21 protein-coding genes are annotated in these 21,266 nt (G+C 33.9%); 8 read left to right on the top strand and 13 right to left on the bottom strand.

From position 1 onward, the window contains the following. Positions 1 to 18: 18 nt before the first annotated feature. From ACYQ5R_RS05360 to ACYQ5R_RS05330, 7 genes are all read right to left on the bottom strand, one after another. Complete coding sequence (locus ACYQ5R_RS05360) at positions 19 to 990, bottom strand: ribonucleotide-diphosphate reductase subunit beta (protein WP_460189889.1); 972 nt, start codon at positions 988 to 990, stop codon at positions 19 to 21. Between the two features lie 270 nt (positions 991 to 1,260). Beyond that, on the bottom strand, positions 1,261 to 2,154 hold the full coding sequence (locus tag ACYQ5R_RS05355) for a flavin reductase family protein (RefSeq protein ID WP_460189888.1): 894 nt from the start codon (positions 2,152 to 2,154) through the stop codon (positions 1,261 to 1,263). Beyond that, positions 2,154 to 3,389: a fumarylacetoacetase gene (fahA, locus tag ACYQ5R_RS05350; protein ID WP_460189887.1), complete on the bottom strand. Its 1,236-nt coding sequence runs from the start codon at positions 3,387 to 3,389 to the stop codon at positions 2,154 to 2,156. The genes ACYQ5R_RS05355 and fahA overlap by 1 nt, the downstream gene beginning before the upstream one ends. 10 nt (positions 3,390 to 3,399) lie before the next feature. Beyond that, positions 3,400 to 5,169 carry an aromatic amino acid hydroxylase gene (locus tag ACYQ5R_RS05345; RefSeq protein ID WP_460189886.1) on the bottom strand — a complete coding sequence of 590 codons (1,770 nt, stop codon included), beginning with the start codon at positions 5,167 to 5,169 and terminating at the stop codon, positions 3,400 to 3,402. Between the two features lie 14 nt (positions 5,170 to 5,183). Beyond that, a complete protein-coding gene (gene hppD / locus ACYQ5R_RS05340) occupies positions 5,184 to 6,347 on the bottom strand; it encodes a 4-hydroxyphenylpyruvate dioxygenase (RefSeq protein WP_460190497.1) in 1,164 nt (387 codons plus the stop codon). Between the two features lies 1 nt (position 6,348). Then, positions 6,349 to 7,509 (bottom strand): homogentisate 1,2-dioxygenase, encoded by a 1,161-nt coding sequence (locus tag ACYQ5R_RS05335; RefSeq protein WP_460189885.1) that lies wholly within the window; start codon positions 7,507 to 7,509, stop codon positions 6,349 to 6,351. Beyond that, positions 7,502 to 8,620 carry a pyridoxal phosphate-dependent aminotransferase gene (locus ACYQ5R_RS05330; RefSeq protein ID WP_460189884.1) on the bottom strand — a complete coding sequence of 373 codons (1,119 nt, stop codon included), beginning with the start codon at positions 8,618 to 8,620 and terminating at the stop codon, positions 7,502 to 7,504. The genes ACYQ5R_RS05335 and ACYQ5R_RS05330 overlap by 8 nt, the downstream gene beginning before the upstream one ends. A gap of 148 nt (positions 8,621 to 8,768) precedes the next feature. On the opposite strand from ACYQ5R_RS05330, the gene ACYQ5R_RS05325 reads away from it, so the two are divergent. Next, positions 8,769 to 9,245, top strand: coding sequence for an Lrp/AsnC family transcriptional regulator (locus tag ACYQ5R_RS05325; protein ID WP_460189883.1), 477 nt, complete (start codon positions 8,769 to 8,771; stop codon positions 9,243 to 9,245). Between the two features lie 46 nt (positions 9,246 to 9,291). Further along, on the top strand, positions 9,292 to 9,894 hold the full coding sequence (locus ACYQ5R_RS05320) for a hypothetical protein (protein WP_460189882.1): 603 nt from the start codon (positions 9,292 to 9,294) through the stop codon (positions 9,892 to 9,894). A gap of 1 nt (position 9,895) precedes the next feature. Here the strand turns inward: ACYQ5R_RS05320 and ACYQ5R_RS05315 are convergent, their stop codons facing one another. Continuing rightward, positions 9,896 to 10,468, bottom strand: coding sequence for a DUF3109 family protein (locus tag ACYQ5R_RS05315; RefSeq protein WP_460189881.1), 573 nt, complete (start codon positions 10,466 to 10,468; stop codon positions 9,896 to 9,898). 81 nt (positions 10,469 to 10,549) lie between these two features. On the opposite strand from ACYQ5R_RS05315, the gene ACYQ5R_RS05310 reads away from it, so the two are divergent. Both ACYQ5R_RS05310 and ACYQ5R_RS05305 read left to right on the top strand, forming a co-directional pair. Continuing rightward, a complete protein-coding gene (locus tag ACYQ5R_RS05310; RefSeq protein WP_460189880.1) occupies positions 10,550 to 11,128 on the top strand; it encodes a MarC family protein in 579 nt (192 codons plus the stop codon). Then, complete coding sequence (locus ACYQ5R_RS05305; RefSeq protein ID WP_460189879.1) at positions 11,129 to 11,743, top strand: FAD-dependent oxidoreductase; 615 nt, start codon at positions 11,129 to 11,131, stop codon at positions 11,741 to 11,743. It abuts the gene before it with no gap. On the opposite strand, the gene glmS is transcribed toward ACYQ5R_RS05305, so the two are convergent. Genes glmS through ACYQ5R_RS05290 form a run of 3 tightly spaced genes read right to left on the bottom strand, consistent with a single transcriptional unit; the run spans position 11,730 to position 16,032 of the window. Continuing rightward, entirely contained in the window at positions 11,730 to 13,577 is a 1,848-nt protein-coding gene (glmS, locus tag ACYQ5R_RS05300) for a glutamine--fructose-6-phosphate transaminase (isomerizing) (RefSeq protein WP_460189878.1), read from the bottom strand. The two genes, ACYQ5R_RS05305 and glmS, sit on opposite strands and share 14 nt — an antisense overlap. Positions 13,578 to 13,607: 30 nt before the next feature. After that, positions 13,608 to 15,215 carry a DUF4270 family protein gene (locus ACYQ5R_RS05295; protein ID WP_460189877.1) on the bottom strand — a complete coding sequence of 536 codons (1,608 nt, stop codon included), beginning with the start codon at positions 15,213 to 15,215 and terminating at the stop codon, positions 13,608 to 13,610. Between the two features lie 16 nt (positions 15,216 to 15,231). Further along, complete coding sequence (locus ACYQ5R_RS05290; protein WP_460189876.1) at positions 15,232 to 16,032, bottom strand: glycogen/starch synthase; 801 nt, start codon at positions 16,030 to 16,032, stop codon at positions 15,232 to 15,234. Between the two features lie 105 nt (positions 16,033 to 16,137). On the opposite strand from ACYQ5R_RS05290, the gene panC reads away from it, so the two are divergent. The 4 genes from panC to radA are packed head-to-tail and all read left to right on the top strand — an operon-like array spanning position 16,138 to position 19,710. Next, entirely contained in the window at positions 16,138 to 16,977 is an 840-nt protein-coding gene (gene panC, locus ACYQ5R_RS05285; RefSeq protein WP_460189875.1) for a pantoate--beta-alanine ligase, read from the top strand. Positions 16,978 to 17,012: 35 nt separating this feature from the next. Beyond that, positions 17,013 to 17,363, top strand: coding sequence for an aspartate 1-decarboxylase (gene panD / locus ACYQ5R_RS05280; protein WP_460189874.1), 351 nt, complete (start codon positions 17,013 to 17,015; stop codon positions 17,361 to 17,363). A gap of 2 nt (positions 17,364 to 17,365) precedes the next feature. Next, positions 17,366 to 18,331: a lysylphosphatidylglycerol synthase transmembrane domain-containing protein gene (locus tag ACYQ5R_RS05275; protein ID WP_460189873.1), complete on the top strand. Its 966-nt coding sequence runs from the start codon at positions 17,366 to 17,368 to the stop codon at positions 18,329 to 18,331. A 17-nt stretch (positions 18,332 to 18,348) separates the two neighbouring features. Further along, positions 18,349 to 19,710 carry a DNA repair protein RadA gene (radA, locus tag ACYQ5R_RS05270; protein ID WP_460189872.1) on the top strand — a complete coding sequence of 454 codons (1,362 nt, stop codon included), beginning with the start codon at positions 18,349 to 18,351 and terminating at the stop codon, positions 19,708 to 19,710. Positions 19,711 to 19,763: 53 nt separating this feature from the next. Here the strand turns inward: radA and ACYQ5R_RS05265 are convergent, their stop codons facing one another. Next, entirely contained in the window at positions 19,764 to 20,510 is a 747-nt protein-coding gene (locus ACYQ5R_RS05265) for a uroporphyrinogen-III synthase (protein ID WP_460189871.1), read from the bottom strand. 62 nt (positions 20,511 to 20,572) lie between these two features. Then, entirely contained in the window at positions 20,573 to 21,235 is a 663-nt protein-coding gene (locus tag ACYQ5R_RS05260; protein WP_460189870.1) for a DUF4271 domain-containing protein, read from the bottom strand. Between the last annotated feature and the right edge of the window lie 31 nt (positions 21,236 to 21,266).

Genomic DNA, 21,266 nt, shown 5'->3' with positions numbered 1-21,266 from the left:
GGGATTGATTTATTTCAATTAGAAATCGGCATCGAAACTGATAGACCCTGTGCTACCAGATTTTACACCTGCTTTTTGATATTCTGACACTCTTTTCTCAAAGAAATTCGTTTTTCCTTCTAAAGAGATCATTTCCATAAAATCAAAAGGATTGGTAGCATTATATACCTTTTCACAGCCAAATTCAACTAACAATCTATCTGTTACAAACTCTAGATATTGCGTCATTAATTTGGCATTCATACCAATTAAACTTACAGGTAAGGACTCCGTAATAAACTCGCGTTCTATGTCTAAAGCGTCTGTAAGAATTTTTGTGATTCGATCTTTTGGAACTTTATTAACTATGTGGTTGTTGTGCAAGTGAACAGCAAAGTCACAGTGCATACCTTCATCTCTTGAAATTAATTCATTAGAGAATGTTAATCCAGGCAATAAACCGCGCTTTTTTAACCAGAAGATAGAGCAAAAACTTCCTGAAAAGAAAATTCCTTCAACTCCAGCGAACGCAATCAGTCTTTCTGCAAAACTATCGCTATCTACCCAATTTAATGCCCACTCTGCTTTTTTCTTAATCGCTGGGAAAACTTCAATTGCTTTGAATAAATCAATTTTCTCAGCATCATTCTTTACGTATGTGTCAATCAACAAAGAGTATACCTCAGAATGGATATTTTCCATCATAATTTGGAAGCCATAGAAGAACTTTGCCTCAGTATATTGTACCTCGCTTACAAAATTCTCAGCTAAATTTTCGTTTACAATACCATCTGATGCTGCAAAGAAAGCCAAAATGTGTTTTATAAAATAACGTTCGTCATCTGTAAGTTTATTTTCCCAATCGTGAACATCTTGATGCAAGTCAATTTCCTCGGCAGTCCAAATACTTGCTTCTTGTTTTTTATACCACTCCCAAATATCGTGGTGCTGGATTGGAAAGATTACAAATCGATCTTTATTTTCTTGTAAGATAGGTTCTATCTGAGACATTTTAGCTGGACTGTATTAGGATGTAACAAATTTTTCTTGCCTTAGGAGTAAGACGAAACAAATATTTAAAATAATCCTTAAAAATAAAAGCTTTACTTATTCACAAAGCAACTTAGTTTTTAACAAATTTTAACACCGTAGTAAAATCCAATAAAACTTAAATACACTTTAAAATAACTTGTTTAATAGTTGTTTTTCAATTGTTTAAATCATTTTTTTAAGTGTATTTGATACATTTATACAATTTGTTTCACATGAAATTTTTGAAAACTACCCGGTAAAAAACAGGGTGTAAATAGCACTCTGAACATCCCCATTTTCAAGGAATTTCTTTGCGATTTGATGCTGCCTTTTAATGCGTATTTGGGGATTATTTTCGGCTTTCAATGAAGTTAAATTTTCATTGTTAATAAATTGTTCAATTTCTTTTTGAGAAGGGACGCTTTCAAAATTACCAAGTCTACCTAAATTATTTTTAGTCAAAATATTACTTTTTAAAGCATGATCAGGTAATTTATTTACTCCAATCCCTTTTGTTGCTATTGGCTTCGGAATTTCAAAAAGAGCATCATCAATAATTCGTGCATACCAACTTCCTCCCAGTCTTGCTACCAAATCAAGTTTCTGAGTATCCAACTTACCGATTTCATTAATATAATCTTTATTTACATGAACCGCCACCACCTCAGAAATAACTAAATTGCCTGCTCCTCCTTGACTACCAAGAGCAATTACTTCATTTACTTTACATTCAAAAGCGACTGGAGCTTCACCTACTCTTGGCGGTTTTATATTAATCGATTCAACTTGGGTAAACCCCGCTTTTTCAAATTCATTTACCCCTTTTGCATATTCCGTACTTGCCAAAGACATTTGTTCTACCATTTGGTAATTCACAATATTAATCACCACTTCTGGCACTTCATGAACATTCTCTAAAGTGTGCTTTGTAGTATTATCACGAACCCTTCTTGCTGGAGAAAATATCATTATAGGAGGGTTCGAACTAAACACATTAAAAAAGCTAAACGGACTAAGGTTTACCAAACCATCTTTACTAATTGTACTAGCAAAGGCTATTGGTCTAGGAGCCACTGCAGTTAACATTAATTGATGCAACTCAGCGGTAGATAAATCAGCCGGGGTATAGGTTTTTACAGCCATTATTTTGCAGGTAATATTTGCGAAGACGCTTCTCCAAATCCAACTCTAATTCCATCTTTCTCCGCATATCCACGCATAATAACGGTATCGTAATCTTCGATAAAACTTCTGGTCTCACCATTCTTTAATGCAATGGGATGCTTACCTCCCCAAGAAAGTTCTAACATAGAACCAAAAGAGTTTTTCTCTTTACCACTTATAGTTCCAGAAGCCATCATGTCTCCTACTTTAATATTACAACCATTTACAGTATGATGCGCCAACTGCTGACTCATATTCCAATACATATATTTAAAATTAGAGAAGCAAACCGAAGTTTCTTCTTGGTCTTTTGGTTTTATGGCCACCTCTAAGTTTATATCATAGTTTTTCTGACCTTCGTAGCTTAAATAAGGTAATACTTTGGGTGATTGTTCAGGGCCATCAACTTTAAATGGCGCTAATGCCTCCATCGTGACTATCCAAGGCGAAATAGAAGATCCAAAATTCTTCGCTAAAAAAGGTCCTAATGGCACATATTCCCATTTTTGAATGTCTCTTGCAGACCAGTCATTAAACAATACTTTACCAAAAATATAATCTTCAGCATGAGCAGTGCTAACAGAATCTCCTAACTCAGAATTCTTTCCAATTACAAACGCCATTTCAAGCTCAAAGTCTACTCTTTTTGAAGGTTGAAAATCAGGAGCTGTCGCATGAGGCGGCATGGTTTGTCCTTTCGGCCTATGGAGCGGGGTGCCACTAATAACTATAGAAGACGCCCTACCGTGATATCCAACAGGCAGATGTTTCCAGTTTGGCAACAAAGCCTTATCCGGATCTCTAAACATAGAACCGACATTGGTTGCATGTTCTATGCTCGAATAGAAATCTGTATAATCACCAACAGCCACTGGCATATGCATTCTAACATCTGATTGTAAATGAAAAGCCTCGTTGTGCTCTTTTAAAACAGACTGTTCATTGCAAAGCTCTGATTGTATTTTAATTCGAATCTTATTAGTAATCTCTTTACCAAGATTGATAAAATCATTCAAGGTGTCTTTCTCTAGAACAGAGGTGTCAAAATCAATTTGATCAAATATCCCATATTTGTTAGCTTCAACTAAGTCTAAAACGTGTTTACCTATAGCTATGCCAATTTTAGGAGATTTTGTTTCTGTTGAAAAAATTCCGAAAGGAATATTATATATTGTAAAATCTGAGTTTTCTGGAATTTGAACCCAAGTATTCATAATCATATTTTTATACTGTTAATGGCTGCTCATCAAGTAATCGCAAGCCATCATTAATTAGTTTGTTAAATGTTGTATTCGTTTTTAGGCTGTTTAAATGTATCAACAACTTTTCTCTGAGTTCAGAATTGCTTTCATACAACAATTCATACATCTCTAAAAATAGCAACCACTCATTCGAGTAATTTGAGTGCAAATGGCTTTCAATTTCCGATAATCGCTCTATTGAAACATCCTTTGAACTTCTCATTTTTCTTACTTCATCATAATACCCGTGTAAGATTAAATCTTCTTTAGAATAAGAAATCTTATGTGTCTTTTCTTTTGGCAACTCAAATACATTATCAAACGATTCTGGGGCGGCAGGACCTGCATATGCAAATGTAACTTCCTTCCCTACTGCCATATCATAGATGCCCCAAGATGGGTCAAAAAGTATTTGATCTTGATACGTAACCTTACAATCTTTGAAAGAAATTAACAGAATCTTTCCTTTTAAATCACGTATACCAGTAATAATTGTTCCTTCAACTTTTACACCTCCTTCAAATTGCAAGGTAGTTTTTTCTCCTTCAAATATGCCGTATACTTGAAGGTCTCTTGGAGACATATCTTCTATAGCTAAGTTAATTCCTTCTAATTTACCAATTGGGCTTCCAAATCCATCTGCATGATAATTGGTGCCGTGACCAATTAATTCTTTATCTCTTGAAGCTAACGCAGATTTTCCGGTTGTCTGCATATAAATTGGCTTGTTTTCAAAACTAATCACATTTGTAAACACTCCCGAAATTTGAAGGCCCGTACTCAACTCAACTGTACCTAAATTCTTAGAATCAATTAATTTCTCTAACCCTTTTAGGCCTCCTTTTCTAAGCGCCATTTTATTGGCAAATTTTTCTAAAACATAGCTCAAATGAGCAAAATTAGGAGTCACAAACAACTGAGGTTGTGGTTTTGTAATATCAAAATTCACTTTAGCCGCTTCAATTGAATATGGTATTTTTTCAATATGCGACTTCAAACAATCCTCGCTTTCTCCTATTGAAGATAACAATCCGGCACCGTAAATTTTTGGGGCTTCTAAATCGCCAATTAGACCATATTCAACAGTCCACCAATGTAAATTTCTAATTTGAGCCATTTCAGATAGTTCACCTTGTGATTCTTGAAGCATATTTACAATTGCCGTGGCCTTATCTATTGCCTCTTGTTCAGTATTTGGATCTTCTTTTAAAATAGATAAGTGTCTAACCGCTTCATACATTTCAAAATCCTTGGATGACGAAATAGCCTTACTGCCTATCTCTCCAAAACGTCTTAAATATTCTGCATATTCTGGATTTGCGATAATAGGAGCGTGACCTGCAGCCTCGTGAATAATATCTGGGGCTGGTGTATACTCTATATGCTCTAACGTTCTAATATCAGAAGCTATAACAAGTACATTATACGCCTGAAACTCCATAAAAGCATTTGGTGGAATAAACCCATCTACTGCAACAGCAGCCCATCCTATTTTCTTAAGGATTCGATTCATTCCTTCCATATGCGGTATCTGATCTATAGAAATCCCTGTTTCTTCTAGACCTCTCACATAGTAAGGATGTGCCGTCTTTTTAAGATAATCTAAATTCAATCGCATTACATAGCGCCATACAGCCTGATTTTGAGCTGTGTATTGCTCATAAGGTTGTCTCGCAATAAACTTGTGCAAATGCTTTGGCAACTTTTTAGTAACACTATTAAATTCTGGTAATATTTGTTTTTCTTGGTTCATGCAATCTGCTTTACTTAAAGCGTACCTCTGTTTTCTTGTTCTCGTTCTATAGCCTCAAATAAAGCCTTAAAGTTACCTTTTCCAAATGATTTTGCTCCTTTACGTTGAATTATTTCAAAAAACATTGTTGGTCTATCTACAACTGGCTTCGTAAACAATTGCAACAAATACCCCTCATCATCTCTATCAATCAAAATTCCATGTTTTTTTAACACTTCAACATCTTCATCTATAGCTCCAACACGTTCTAGCAAATCATCGTAATAATTATCTGGAACATATAAGAATTCAACACCTCTATCTCTCATTTGAGAAACTGTATGAACAATGTCATCGGTAGCAACCGCAATATGTTGTACACCTGCACCATTATAAAAATCTAAGTACTCTTCAATTTGAGAACGTTTTTTACCTTCTGCAGGCTCGTTAATTGGGAATTTAACTCTACCATTGCCATTACTCATAACCTTACTCATTAGCGCAGTATAATCCGTAGAGATATCGTTGTCGTCAAACGATATAATCTGCGCAAATCCCATAACCTCAGCATAGAATTTACACCATGTATTCATTTCATTCCAACCTACATTGCCCACCATATGATCAATAAATTTTAAACCAACAGGCGATGGGTTATAATGAGATTCCCATTTTTTATACCCTGGTAAAAACACGCCGTTATAGTTTTTGCGCTCTACAAAAATATGTACAGTATCTCCATACGTGTGAATTCCAGAACGAACTACATATCCGTTTTCATCTTCTTCTTTTGTAGGTTCCATAAATGGTTCCGCACCCCTCTTTGTAGTTTCTTCAAAAGATTTTGTAGCATCGTCTACCCATAGAGCAACAACTTTTACACCATCACCATGTTTATCAATATGTTCATTTATTAGCCCTCCCTCTTCCAACGAAGTTGTTAAAACCAATCTGATTTTATCTTGTTTTAATACATACGATACTTTGTTTTGCATTCCTGTTTCTAAACCTGCATATGCCTCAGATTGAAAGCCAAAAGCTGTTTTATAAAAATGCGCGCTTTGTTTAGCGTTACCCACATAGAGCTCTACATAATCCGTTCCCAACAATGGCAAGAAATCATCTGCATCATCAAACATTTTCTTTAATCCGTATTCTGTATTTTGTAAGTCTTTTAAGTTTTTAATAGCTTCCATAATTTTAATTTTCTAACCAAGATTGATAATAATTTTCATCTGCAATTTTTAAAGCGGCTTCCGTAACCATTAATGGTTTAAATGTATCAACCATAACCGCCAATTCAAGTGTTTCTTTTTGCCCTATACTCTTTTCCATAGTTCCAGGATGCGGACCATGAGGTATACCGGCCGGATGCAAGGTAATCTGACCTTGATCCACATTTTTTCTACTCATAAAATCACCATCTACATAATAAAGCACCTCGTCAGAATCTATATTACTATGGTTGTATGGTGCAGGAATAGCTTTAGGATGATAATCATACAAACGTGGTACGAATGAACAAATAACAAATGCTGAAGTTTCGAAAGTTTGATGTACTGGAGGCGGTTGATGCACTCTACCAGTTATAGGTTCGAAATCATGAATTGAAAATTTATACGGATAGTTGTAACCATCCCACCCAACAACACTAAATGGATGTGCTGCATAAATATATTCATGAATCGTGTCTTGCTTTTTTACTTTAATTGTAAAATCCCCAGATTCATCATAGGTTTCTAGACTACTAGGAGGGTGCATATCTCGCTCGCAATATGGAGCATGCTCTAAATGTTGACCAAACCAATTTCTATAACGTTTTGGCGTATAAATTGGATGTTTAGACTCAACTATAAATAATCTATTGTCTTCTGTATCAAAATCTATTTGATAGATTACTCCTCTCGGAATCACCAAATAGTCTCCATATTCAAAAGGTATATTTCCTAAAAACGTTCGTAATACTCCCGTGCCTTTGTGTATAAACAACACCTCATCTGCATCCGTATTTTTATAAAAATAAGATCGCAAAGATTTAGTTGGGGCCGCCAAAACTATTTGACAATCATTGTTTACTAAAACCGGCACCCTACTTTCTAAATAATCTTCAGTAGGCACTACATTAAACCCTTTTAAACTTAAGGATTTCATGTTTTTAGCAACAGCAATTTTTGGAGTAACATCATATGATTTTAAAACTTCCTTTACTTGAGTAGGTCGTTGCGTATGATACATTAATGACGACATTCCATCAAATCCAATAGTACCAAAGAGCTCTTCGTAATAAAAATCGCCATTCTCTTTTTTAAAAATGGTATGGCGCTTTGGCGGAATCTTTCCTAAGGTATGATATCTAGGCATGTTCTGTTATTTTTAGTATGGTGTTTAATGCATTAATTAAAGCTGCATTTGCTTTAGCGTCTCCTACTGTAATTCGAACTCCGTTTTTTGATCCAAAAGCATCACAAGGTCTTACCATAACACCTTTTTTAAGTAAAGCTGCAGTAAGCTCTTTACTATTCATCGCTGGTTCTATATAGACAAAATTGGTTTGACTTTTCCAATAATTAATTCCGATCTTTTCAAACTCTTCGTACAACCAATTTCTACCCTGAATCACTAAATTAATAGTGTCTGTTAGGTGTTGCTCGTCTTTTAGAGCGGCTATACCAGCAAGCATTGTTAAGGTATTTAAAACAAATGGCCTTTTAAAATTCGCGATATACTCCGAAATTTCTGGGGTAGAAAAACCATAGCCCAATCTAATTCCGGCGAGACCATATGATTTGGAGAAACTATGGATTCCAATAACATTTTTCCCCTCTAATATGTAGTCGATAGCTCGAGGAAAATCATGCGCCTCAGAAAAATGATAGTATACCTCATCATAGACCATAATTACGTGTTCAGGCAAATTATCAACTAAATAATCAATCTGTTCTTTATTTGTGTAGGTACCAGTTGGATTGTTAGGGTTAGTCACAAAAATTAATCGAGTAGCTGGAGTAATTGCACCCAAAATAGCTTTGATATCGATTGTATAATTAGAAGTATCTAAAGGAACATCCTTTACCAAAGCCCCTTCATTTTTTATATAATTCTTATAGGCAATAAAAGTAGGTGTGCTAATGATACACTCATCATTAGGGTTTAGAAAAGCCTTACAGATCATTTGAATTACCTCGCTGCCACCATTTGCCGCAAAAAGCATGTTAGTTTTAAGTCTTGAATCAGATGTTGAAATTGCCTGTAAAATCGGAAAATCATCGCGAAAACTATATTCATGCAGCTGGTGCATACTCTCAACCATAGCTTTAGTAGCCATAGGAGACGGCCCTAATATATTCTCGTTAGAAGACAATTTAAACAATTCATCTACTTGTACTTGGCTTTCTAATTCACCTCTAGTAATGCCTCCATCATAGGCATTTTTTCCTATATATTTTTTAAATATTTGCTGTATCATACTCATAGCCTAAAGTTAATTTTTCTAAAATCAACCCAATTAAAATAGCCTAACTAATAACCTTATTTTAGAATATAATTCTATATTATTTATCTGTCGATGCTTTTTATTCTTTATATTTATCATTTATAAGGTATTTAACAAAATTTATACTATGGGATATAAGCTTGATAAAACTGACTTTAAAATCTTAGAATTGCTTCAAGAAAATTGCAGGATTACCACCAAAAATTTAGCTGAAAAATTAAACCTATCAACAACTCCAGTTTTTGAACGGGTAAAAAAACTGGAAAGCGAAGGATACATTAACAATTATGTAGCTTTATTAAACGAACGAAAAATAGGGCTGAAACAAACCATTTTTATCGGGGTAACATTAAAAGGACATACACGCAGTTACCTAGAGAAGTTTTTAAAACAAGTGAATGAATTTCCTGAAGTATTAGAATGCTATCAAGTTTCAGGAAACTTTGATTATTTGCTAAAAATAGTTTTAGAAGATATGGAGGCCTATGAGCGTTTTGTTCAAACAAAACTTTCATTAATTTCAGAATTAGGAAATGTCCATAGTTATATCGCCATAAAAAAAGGAAAACATACAACGCAATTGGATTTAAGCGGTTTACAATAACTAACTATTTTATACCTTTAAATAAAGGTCAATATTCTATCGAATTATGAAAAACTTTAACCCCTCAGCATTTGCAATAATATTCTTTTTTGTAGCCTTCTATTTAATTTGGAATGATTTTGAAATACCTTTTTCTCCATTTACAAAAACTAAAGAAATTAATGCAACAATAGTTGATACTAAAATGGTCCCGGGTAATGGCTCCTCAAGACTACTTCAGAAAATCACATATTTCTATTATGTTGATGGAGTGAGGTATTCTGATTCTAAAAAAATTGGAAATAATTTCGGCTACCAATTTAAAGGCAATCGAGTTTTAATTAAATACAAATTAAACAACCCAAATAAAACAAAATTAATTGGGGTTTATAATGATTTTAACGGAGAGACTGTAAAATCTTTCTTTCATCATAAAGAAAATGGTATGCTTCAAATCACATTAACTAACAATCTTTTTCAAGAAGACATTTATGGTCAAAAAGGGATTTTAACTAATAGTTATGAAGGTAGTTTCATTAAAAGGAATGACACTCTAATTTTTGATTATTTTGATGAAGGCATTTTAAACAAAAAGTTTCTTCAAACAAACTATGATGTATACGATAGTACTTTAATTGACTTAGAAAATGGGTTAAAGTATAAAGAATAACCTAAAACTGCTTCTTATATTCTGTAGCTGTTAATTCAAGTTCTTTGTACCAGTCTTCTCCAAACTTTCTTATCAACGCTTGTTTTACAAATTTATACACCGGTACTTGCAGTTCTTTTCCTAAAGAACATGCATCGTCACAAATTTGCCATTTGTGATAGTTAACTGCTGCAAACTGACTATACTGCTGCACGCGAACTGGATATAGATGGCAAGAAATTGGCTTTTTCCAAGTTATATCTCCTTGGTTATAGGCCTCCTCTATTGCACAAAGTGCTGTGTTTTTTTTATCAAAAATTACAAAGGCGCAATCAGCATTATTGATTAATGTTGTTTCGTATTCTCCGTCTTTGCTAATAAACAATCCTTGGTCCTCAATAGCATCAATTCCTTCTTGACGCATATAAGGCTTTACTTTTGGATAAACATCCATTAACGTTTTCAATTCATCTTCTTCCAAGGGAGCGCCCGCATCACCATCTACACAACAAGCACCTTTACATGCACTTAAATTACAAACAAACTCTTTGTCTATAATATCTTCTGAAACGATTGTTTTGCCAATTTGAATCATGTGGCAAAAATACAACTTTTTGCACCCTAGCAGTCAAAGCCTCGTATTAGTTTGCTAATTTTGCATTAAAATTTTAACAGCATGAACTTTAACTTTAAAGAAATCTTTACCGCATTTATGGTATTATTTGCCGTAATTGATATTATTGGGAATATTCCTATTATTATAGACTTACGAAAAAAGGCAGGACACATCCAATCTGAAAAAGCTTCAATTATTGCTGGAGCAATTATGATTTTGTTTTTGTTTTTAGGAAAGAGCTTACTATCATTAATTGGTGTAGATGTTAATTCTTTTGCTGTTGCCGGTGCTTTTATTTTGTTCTTTATTGCCCTTGAAATGATCTTGGGAATTACACTTTACAAAGACGATGATGGAGATGCAATTACAGCATCTGTATTTCCACTGGCATTTCCATTAATTGCGGGACCTGGTAGTTTAACTACTCTTTTATCTCTAAGGGCTGAATTTGCTGTAGAAAATATTATAATTGCCGTTTTACTAAATGTACTTCTTATTTATGTAGTATTAAAAACATCTGCTAGAATTGAGCGATTAATAGGGCCCAACGGAATTAAAATTATTCGAAAAATATTTGGTGTAATTCTTTTAGCGATTGCTGTTAAATTATTTGCAGCCAATATTCAACAACTATTTTAAATGAATTTTGATGTTTTAGTTATAGGTGGAGGAGCAGCTGGTTTAAGTTGTGCACTACTTTTAGGAAGCGCTAAAAATGAACCATATGTTCTAGGGAAATCTATAGGCATAATTGCGAATCAAAGGAGTTCTTCTTTACAAAATGCAAAATTTTACAATGTGTTAGGCTTAAATGCAGGTACTCTCGGTAGTGACATTTTAACTCAAGGAGTTGAGCAACTTAAAAATCACTATCCGCATGTTAAATTGATAAAAGGTGAAAAGGTTGTAGAAATTAAACAGTTAAATAATAGCGTTGAAGTAATAACCAATAAAGGTAATTCTTATGCGTGCAAAAATGTAGTTCTAGCGATTGGGCCTAAAAATTTTAGTATTCGTGGGATGGAAGATTATATGGAATTACATTCCAAAATTGATCCAGCGAAACAACGTACTCAATTGAAAAATGAAAATCACAAAGTAACAGAACATATTTATGTGGCAGGAGTACTAGCAGGATTAAGAAGCCAATTTGCCATTGCAACAGGAAGCGGAGCCACCGTTGCAATGGATATATTAGCTGAATGGAATAATGGTAAACCTGTAAAGATTCACGATAAGATTACTCCACAGTAACAGATTTTGCTAGATTTCTTGGCTGATCTACATTACAATCTCGCATAACTGCAATATGATAAGACAATAATTGTAAAGGAATTGTTGTAATCAGAGGAGTGAAGGCCTCCTCTGTTTGAGGAATTTCTATAACATGATTCGCAATTTCTTTTACTTGAATATCACCTTCAGTCACAATTGCAATAATTTGACCTTTTCGAGATTTAATTTCTTGAATGTTACTAACAACTTTTTCGTAATGACCTTTATTAGTTGCAATAACAACTACTGGCATATTTTCATCAATCAGAGCGATTGGCCCGTGCTTCATTTCTGCTGCAGGGTAACCTTCAGCATGGATATATGAAATCTCTTTTAATTTTAAAGCTCCTTCTAAGGCCACAGGGAAATTATACCCTCTTCCTAAATACAAACAATTTGGGCTATCCTTATAAATAGCTGCAATCTCTTGAACTAAAGTGTCTGTTTTTAATAGCTCCTTTACCTTATTTGGCACCAACTGTAATTCGTGTAAATAAGAGTGGTAATTACTATTTGAAATGTTCCCTTTTTCTTTACCAAGCTTTAAGGCAATTAGCGCTAGCAATGTAATTTGAGTGGTAAATGCTTTAGTTGAAGCAACACCAATTTCTGGTCCAGCATGCGTATATGCACCGGCATGTGTTTCTCTTGCTATCGAAGAGCCTACAACGTTACAAACACCAAAAACAAATGCACCATTAGCTTTTGCTAATTTTATAGCTGCTAAGGTATCCGCTGTTTCTCCAGATTGAGAAATCGCAATCACAACATCTTTATCGTTTATAATAGGGTTTCTGTATCTAAATTCTGAGGCATATTCAACCTCAACAGGGATTCTCGCTAAATCTTCAAATAAGTATTCTGCCACCAAACCTGCATGCCAAGAAGTACCGCAAGCAACAATAATAATTCTGTTAGCATTGGTAAACTTCTCTAAATGATCATCAACTCCTGCCATGCGAATGATACCTTCATTTGGCAATAAACGACCTCGATAAGTATCCGTAATTGCGTGAGGTTGTTCATGAATCTCTTTCAGCATGAAATGGTCATATCCCCCTTTTTCAATTTGCTCAAGATTCAGTTGTAATTCTTGAACCTCTGGTGTAATTAAAGAGTCATCAGCAATCTTTCTGATTTTAATTTCTTTTCCCTTTCTAAGAATTGCCATTTCTTCGTCTTCTAAATACACTACATCTTTAGTGTATTCTACAAATGGAGAAGCGTCTGAGGCAACAAAAAATTCCGAATTGTTTTCACCAATTCCTATAGCAATTGGACTCCCTAGTTTAGCAACAACAATTTCATTTGGCTTTTTCTTGTCAAAAACAGCAATGGCATAGGCGCCTACAACATTATTTAAAGCCAATTGAACCGCTTTTCCTAATTTGCATTTGTTAGATTTTTGAACCTCTTCAATTAAGTTAACCAAAACTTCCGTATCGGTTTCGCTTGAAAAGGTATATCCTCTTTGGATTAACTCCTTTTTAATAGAATCATAATTCTCAATAATTCCATTATGAATGATCACCAAGTTACCAGAATTAGAGGTGTGTGGATGTGAATTTACATCGCTAGGCACTCCATGAGTTGCCCAACGTGTGTGCCCAAAGCCAAGAAAACCAGCCTTGTTGCTGGTTTCCATAATTTCTTCTAAATCTGATACTTTACCTTTTGTTTTTGACACATGGATGTTCTCATTGTACAGCAACATTCCTGCACTATCGTATCCACGGTACTCAAGTCTTTGCAGACCTTTTATTACAATTGGGTAGGCATCCCTAAACCCAATATAGCCAGCAATTCCACACATAATTTAAAGTAAGTAGTATTTATTTGATTATTATTGGTTTAACTGTGTAAAAGTAATATTTAATTTCATACGTTTCTCAGAATCCATCGCCTGATTACCATATAAAATTATTCCTTTAGGGTTCCAACTGTAATTTGGTATATCCACAATTGAAGCATCCGAAGGAACATCTGAAGGGTTTAATACTTTTAATCCTAATTTACTAGGTTCTATATAATCCTCGTTTGCCAATACTCGTGATACATAGTCTGTAATATTTAAGGAATAACTAGTCGCATTTCCATCTTCATCTAAATTAGGAGTGCCTCCAACAGAAATAAAACCTTCTGTAAAGTAATCTATAATTTGTTCGTCGGTTTCGTAATTATATAAAAATAACCTGTCAGGTATAATATCCATATTAGCATTCTCGTCCACATAAATAATTAACTCTGCATTGTTTACTAATAAATTCTGACTACGCAAATCATCTAAATCCTCATTCACAAAAAGCTCAACCACTCCAATTGATCCAGCAGCACCTTGAACATACAGTAATTCATCTCCATTAATTACATCTGGATTGTTTATTGGATTTTCCGCATTTGATCCAGAATAGTCTCTAATGTACTTATTGTTTGAAACACCACTCAAAGCAAATCTTGCAGATTGCTTGGTTCTAACGGGTATATCTACATCATCAAAATCACCGTCACCATTTAAGTCTGTTTCTGAAACTACAGTGGTATTGCCATCAGAATCTGTGGTTGTAATCGTTTCGTCTGTTAATATTGAATTTGTGTAATAAATTACCATTGACCCTTGATTAAGAGGCAAAGTTATAATATGAGAATCTCCAATCGCCATAGGGTCTACCTCTGCGAATAAATAAAGACCATTAAAGAATTCTAAAAATGCAGCTTGTGATTCAAAAATAGATGAATTATCTAAGAAATTATTTGTAAAGAAATCTTCTTCCAGTGGAATTTTAATACTTGGACCATTATTTAATCCTCTGATAGTATCTACATTGTATATTCCTTCTTCCGGAATTTCAATAATTTCAGGTCTTTTCACCAAAAGAATAGTATCATTTGCCTTTGCACTTATAGTATCACTGTAAAAAGGAATTGGATTAAAATCGTAGACATCATCAGAAAAATACTCCTTCGTCATTGTTGGGTCTTCAGGATCTAGTGTGTTCAGATATGTTTGAAGTTCAGAAACTGTGATTTTAAATGGAACCTCTGAGTTGCCAAATACAGAGTCTAACTCAAACTCTACAAGTCCATCATCATTAGTCTCTTGATTTGAAACATATAATGGTAAGTCTACAATTATAGTGTCAATAGCCGGATCAAGACCAAAGTCAATATCTCCAATATATGACAACTGCGAAACTATAGAAGCATCTATCTTGCCAAAGTCTTGATTAGAATAAGCGCCTAATAAATATTGAGATTGAGCATTGGATTGTCTTCTTTCTATATTTTCGTTGTACGAAATAACTTCAGAATCATACCCATTTGTATCAAATAAATCAGTATCAACAATATTAACTCCTACATCTTCTATACTACCTTCACAAGCATATAGTGCTAAAACTAACAACAAGGAGATTCCTCCTTGTTTTAAAACACTCGCCAATTTTGTGTTCATTCTTCAGGGTTATTTATTATAAAACTTTTGTTTCGTAAAACTCTGTGTATGCCTCAGCAAATTCTTCTTCTGGATAATAAGGTAACACCGGAAGATTTAACGATTCTGCATAAGCAATCAATTCTTCATTCAGATCTACACTGCCTGCAATAATCGCATCAGAGTTTTCTATTGCAATTTTTAATAGATTATCATGTGTAGCATCATCAATAGTGTTAATATTCTCAACATTGTCAAATGCAACCTTTTCTTTTAATCCATTATTCAACGAACCAGAAAATCCGTTATTATATAGAGAAGTAACGATTTTACTATTCTCAAATAGTGCATCGTCTTTATAATATTCTTTTAAGTATATCGGTAATAATGCAGCCATCCATCCATGAACATGAATTATATCTGGAGCCCAATTTAATTTCTTTACCGTTTCAACAACACCCTTAACAAAGAAAATCATCCGTTCATCATTGTCATCAAATAATTCTCCATCAGCATCAGTTATTGTTGCCTTTCTTTTAAAGTATTCATCATTATCAATAAAATAAACTTGCATACGCTCTTTTGGTATTGAAGCTACTTTAATAATTAAAGGCATATCAATATCATTGATAATCAAGTTCATTCCACTCAATCGAATTACTTCGTGTAGTTGGTGTCTTCTTTCGTTAATTACACCAAATCTTGGCATAAATATTCTCGTTTGCCCTCCTTTACCATGCACCATTCTTGCGGCATCAAAAGCGGTTTTAGACATTTCATTTTCCGGTAAATATGGAACCACTTCTGACGACACGCACAACACTCGCTTATCTTTCATATATTCTCTTGATGATTAATTTGCGCAAAATTACGAAATTTTATACAGTTTTTAGATGTAAAAGAGTAAGTTTGCACCCCATTTAACAGTAATTAACAGAAAGAAATGCTAGTTTTTGAAGATATAAAATCTTTGCAATCTCATTTAGCTGGCTATTGTCAAAAAAAAAGCATTGGTTTTGTGCCAACTATGGGCGCATTGCACAAAGGGCACCTTTCTTTAATAAATACTTCAATCTCACATAATGATTATACAGTTGCTAGTATTTTCGTTAATCCAACTCAGTTTAATAACAGTAATGATTTAAAGAATTATCCTAGAACAATTAGCAATGACCTTGCTTTATTAAAAGAGGTAGGGTGCGACATTGTTTTTATACCAACTGCTGCGGAAATGTATAAGGATAATTTAACTTCTGAAAAGTTTGATTTTGACGGATTAGAACTTCCCATGGAGGGTGCGTTTAGATTGGGTCATTTTGACGGAGTTGGGACCATTGTAAAACGATTTTTTCAAATTATAAAACCGACGAGAGCTTATTTTGGAGAGAAAGATTTTCAGCAATTGCAAATCATTCGAAAAATGGTTGAAAAACAAAAACTGAAAGTTCAAATTGTGCCATGTAATATTTACAGAGAATCAGATGGTTTAGCAATGAGTTCAAGAAATGCTTTGCTTTCTAAAAAACATCGTTTAGCTGCACCTTTTATTTATCACGTTTTAAAAGAAATTCAATCTAATTTTACTGAATTGGGTGTTGCTAAATCACAACAATTTGTTAAAAATAAATTCGAAACACATAATCTTCTAAAATTAGAATATTTCGAAATAGCCAAAGAAAGCACACTATTACCAGCAAAATCAATAACTCCACAAGATAACTTAAGAGCATTTATTGCTGTATTTGCAGGAGATATACGTCTAATAGACAATATTCAATTATAGCCTTAAAAATTTAATATTTTAACTAATTTTGCCGCATGCAAGTAACAGTAGTAAAATCTAAAATTCACCGAGTTAAAGTAACAGGTGCAGATTTAAATTACATTGGAAGTATAACCATAGATGAAGATCTAATGGATGCTGCCAATATAATTGAAGGAGAGAAAGTGCAAATTGTAAATAACAATAATGGCGAACGCCTTGAAACATATGTAATCCCAGGCCAAAGAAATAGTGGTGAAATTACCTTAAATGGCGCTGCAGCTAGAAAAGTTGCTGTGGGAGATGTACTAATTCTTATAGCTTATGCTATGATGGATTTTGAAGCAGCTAAATCTTTTAAACCTGCTTTGGTATTCCCTAATGAAGCTACAAATAGATTAGATTAATCTTGAATAAATCGCTTAAAAAACTACTTTTTACTGCCCTTCCTGTTGGTTTGGGTATTTTTATTATATGGCTATTTCTTAAAGAATTATCTTTTGAGGATAAAAAGGAAATTGTTTCTTCATTCAAAAATGCCAACTATTGGTGGGTAGGTCTATCATTGCTTTTTGGATCCTTGAGCCATTTATCAAGAGCGTATAGATGGAAGTTTATGTTAGAACCTTTAGGCTATGTACCTAAATTCCCCAATTTAATCATGAGCGTTTTGCTTACTTATATCGTTAACTTAGGTATTCCGAGAGCTGGAGAGGTCGCAAGAGCTACTGCACTAACAAAATATGAGAAAGTACCCTTCGAAAAAGCGTTCGGAACTATTGTTGCAGAACGTATTGCCGACGCTATTATGTTAGCCATTATTTTGTCGATTGCCTTTCTGTTCCAAGGACCCCTGATTACAAGCTATCTTTTTAATAAAGATGAGGCAAGTGATCATGGGATTTACATTTTAGTTGGTCTTGCTGTTTTTGGTTTAATAAGCCTTTTATTTGTCATAAAGTCCCAGCACCCAATTGCCAAAAAGATTAAAGATTTTATTATTGGACTTATTGATGGCGCCAAGAGCATATTTACAATGAAGCGTAAATGGGCTTTTATCTTTCATACTTTATTTATTTGGGCTATGTATATGTTAATGTTTTATGCTGTTACATTTGCATTACCAGAAACGACATATTTACCATTTGGAGCCATAATAGTTGGATTTGTGGTGGGTGGAATTAGTATGGCTATAACAAACGGAGGGTTAGGAGCGTATCCTGTTGCGGTAGCTGGAGCATTAGTTCTATATAATATTGATGAAAATGCAGCGAATGCATTTGGATGGATTATGTGGACTGCACAAACCTTAATGGTGCTTACTTTTGGGGGACTTTCATTTTTATTTCTACCGCTTTACAACAAAGAAAAATAATTTCTTTTCTTTGTGCTATGACCAAAACCAGAATATCATTTTTTTGTCAAAACTGCGGAACACAATATGCCAAATGGGTTGGTAAATGCACGGCTTGTAATGAATGGAACACTATAGTAGAAGAAGTCATTCAAAAAGAAAAGCCTCGAAGTTGGACTCCAAAATCTACATCAAAAAGTTCTGCCAAAATTGTAAAAATCTCTGATATTGCTATTGCTCGAGAAAATCGAATAAATACAGAAAATCAAGAATTAAACAGAGTTTTAGGTGGCGGACTTGTTGGAGGGTCCGTTATTTTGTTAGGAGGCGAACCGGGAATTGGAAAATCAACACTGTCTCTTCAAATGGCGCTTGCGCTAAACAAAAAGGTACTTTATGTTTCAGGTGAAGAAAGTGCTCATCAGCTTAAAATGAGAGCAGAACGAATTTCTGAAAGTAATGAACATTGTTTTATTTTAACCGAAACAAATACGCAACAAATATTTCAACAACTTCCGGAAATCCTGCCAGAAGTTGTTGTTATTGATTCGATACAAACTTTACACTCTAATTCTATTGATGCTTCTCCGGGTAGTATTTCTCAAATTAGAGAAACCACTGCAGAGCTTATTAATTTTGCCAAAGAGACCGGCACGCCTGTAATATTAATTGGTCATATAACCAAAGAAGGTCAGATTGCGGGGCCAAAAATTCTGGAACATATGGTAGATGTTGTTCTGCAATTTGAAGGTGATAGAAACCATACATACCGTATTTTAAGAGCACAAAAAAACCGATTTGGTTCTACAGCAGAATTAGGCATTTACGAAATGCTAAATAATGGTTTGCGTGAAGTTAGCAATCCATCAGAAATTCTTATTTCTCAAAAAGATGAAGCATTAAGTGGCACTGCTTTAGTGGTCACATTAGAAGGTGTAAGACCCCTTATGATTGAAGTACAAGCATTGGTGAGTTCGGCTGTTTATGGCACTCCTCAGCGCTCTTCTACAGGTTATAATATTAAACGTCTGAATATGTTATTGGCCGTATTAGAAAAAAGAGCAGGATTTAAACTAGGAGCAAAAGACGTCTTTTTAAACATTACTGGAGGAATACAGGTTGATGACCCAGCAATAGACCTAAGCGTAATTGCTGCAATTTTATCTTCCAACCAAGATTTAGCGATTGCGCAAGATGTTTGTTTTGCTGCAGAGATAGGATTATCAGGAGAAGTGCGACCCGTAAGTAGAATTGAACAGCGTATTCTTGAAGCAGAAAAGTTAGGGTATAAGAAAATTTATGTTTCTAAATTTAACAAAATTAATCCAGATAAATACTCCATTAAAGTATTACTTGTTTCTAAGATCGAGCAAGTTTTTCATACCCTATTTATCATATAAAAAGCCGATTGAAAATCAACCGGCTTACCATTTTATTATTCTTACAAAAAGAGTTACCTTTTATTTACATCTACTATATATTTTTCTAATGCCATTGTCATAGATGGTGTTTCTGGAGTAGGCACTTTAATATTACAGTTTAATCCAGCTTTTTCAGCAGCTCTTACAGTTGAATTTCCAAATACTGCAATACGTGTTTTGTTTTGCTTAAATTCAGGGAAATTCTTAAATAATGAATCAATACCTGAAGGACTAAAGAAAACTAAAATGTCATAAAATACATTCTCTAAGTCCGACAAATCACTTACTACAGTCTTATAAAACACTGCTTTTGTCCAATCTACTTTTAATGCATTTAATTCCTGAGGAATCAATGGCTTCAATTTATCTGAACATGGCAATAAAAACTTCTCATCTTTATGTTTTTTAATCACTTTCACTAATTCAGGAAAAGTCTTTTGACCAACATAAATCTTACGTTTTCTATACACAACATACTTCTGTAAATAATACGCAATGGCCTCAGATTCGCAAAAATACTTTAAATCATCTGGCACCTTGTAACGCATTTCTTCAGCAATTCTAAAGAAATGATCAACTGCGTTTCTACTTGTAAAAATAATCGCAGTGTAGCCTTTTAAGTCAATTTTTTGACCTCTAACTTCTTTAGCTGTTGCTCCTTCTACATGTATAAAAGGCCTAAAATCAATCTTTACTTTTTGCTTATCTGCTAATTCGAAGTAAGGTGAACTTTCTGATTTAGGGGCTGGTTGAGAAACCAGAATTGTTTTCACTTTCATATGGTAGCTTTTTTGAATTTTTTAAGGGCTTAAAAACTATTTTTCGTTTCCAAAATCCCACATTACAAAATAGTTTTAAGAAACAGCAATATCGGCGCTATTTCTAGGGCGCAAAGATATAAAAAAAAATTAGACCATTGATTATCAAGCGCATTTTTATTGTAATTTACAACATTCACATATCTCACAATTAATAATCCACCAAAAAGCAACACCAATAAATTAAATACAATAATATTGTTGTTTCTTAATAAATATGTCAACAATAAAAATGGTGCCATTGCCAATAATGAAGCAAATAAGTACGATGTTTTGACAAAAGCTAAAAACATTTGCTGTGTTTTTACATCAAATAGCATGGCCAATAATACACCAAGAGTAAATCTTAAAAAGAGATAAACCGGAAGAACCAAGCAAAATTCAAAAAACAACAACAAACTTCCTAAATCTTCAAGCTCCGGCAAATAAAACACTGCCGCGGCATGAAGTATCAATCCAAAAATTAAGGATGCTATCAAAAAAGTTAGCGCATTAAATCCATTGAATAGCATTGAAGACTCCTTACTAAACTTCATCATATAACTTCTAGAAAAAGGCAACAACATCAGCCCAATTAGACGCTCTTGAAACAGAAGTTTTACAATAACTAATAAAATCAAAATAGCTATAAAAACAGCTACCACCCAATCAGGAGCAAGCATAGGAATAGTAAGTAATTCATTCATTTAGCAGGAAACTCTTAGAAATAAAAGTTAA

The organism is Urechidicola sp. KH5, assembly GCF_054661455.1.
Note: the sequence above shows the minus strand (reverse complement) of the source record. Positions and strands in the feature narration are given on the sequence as shown.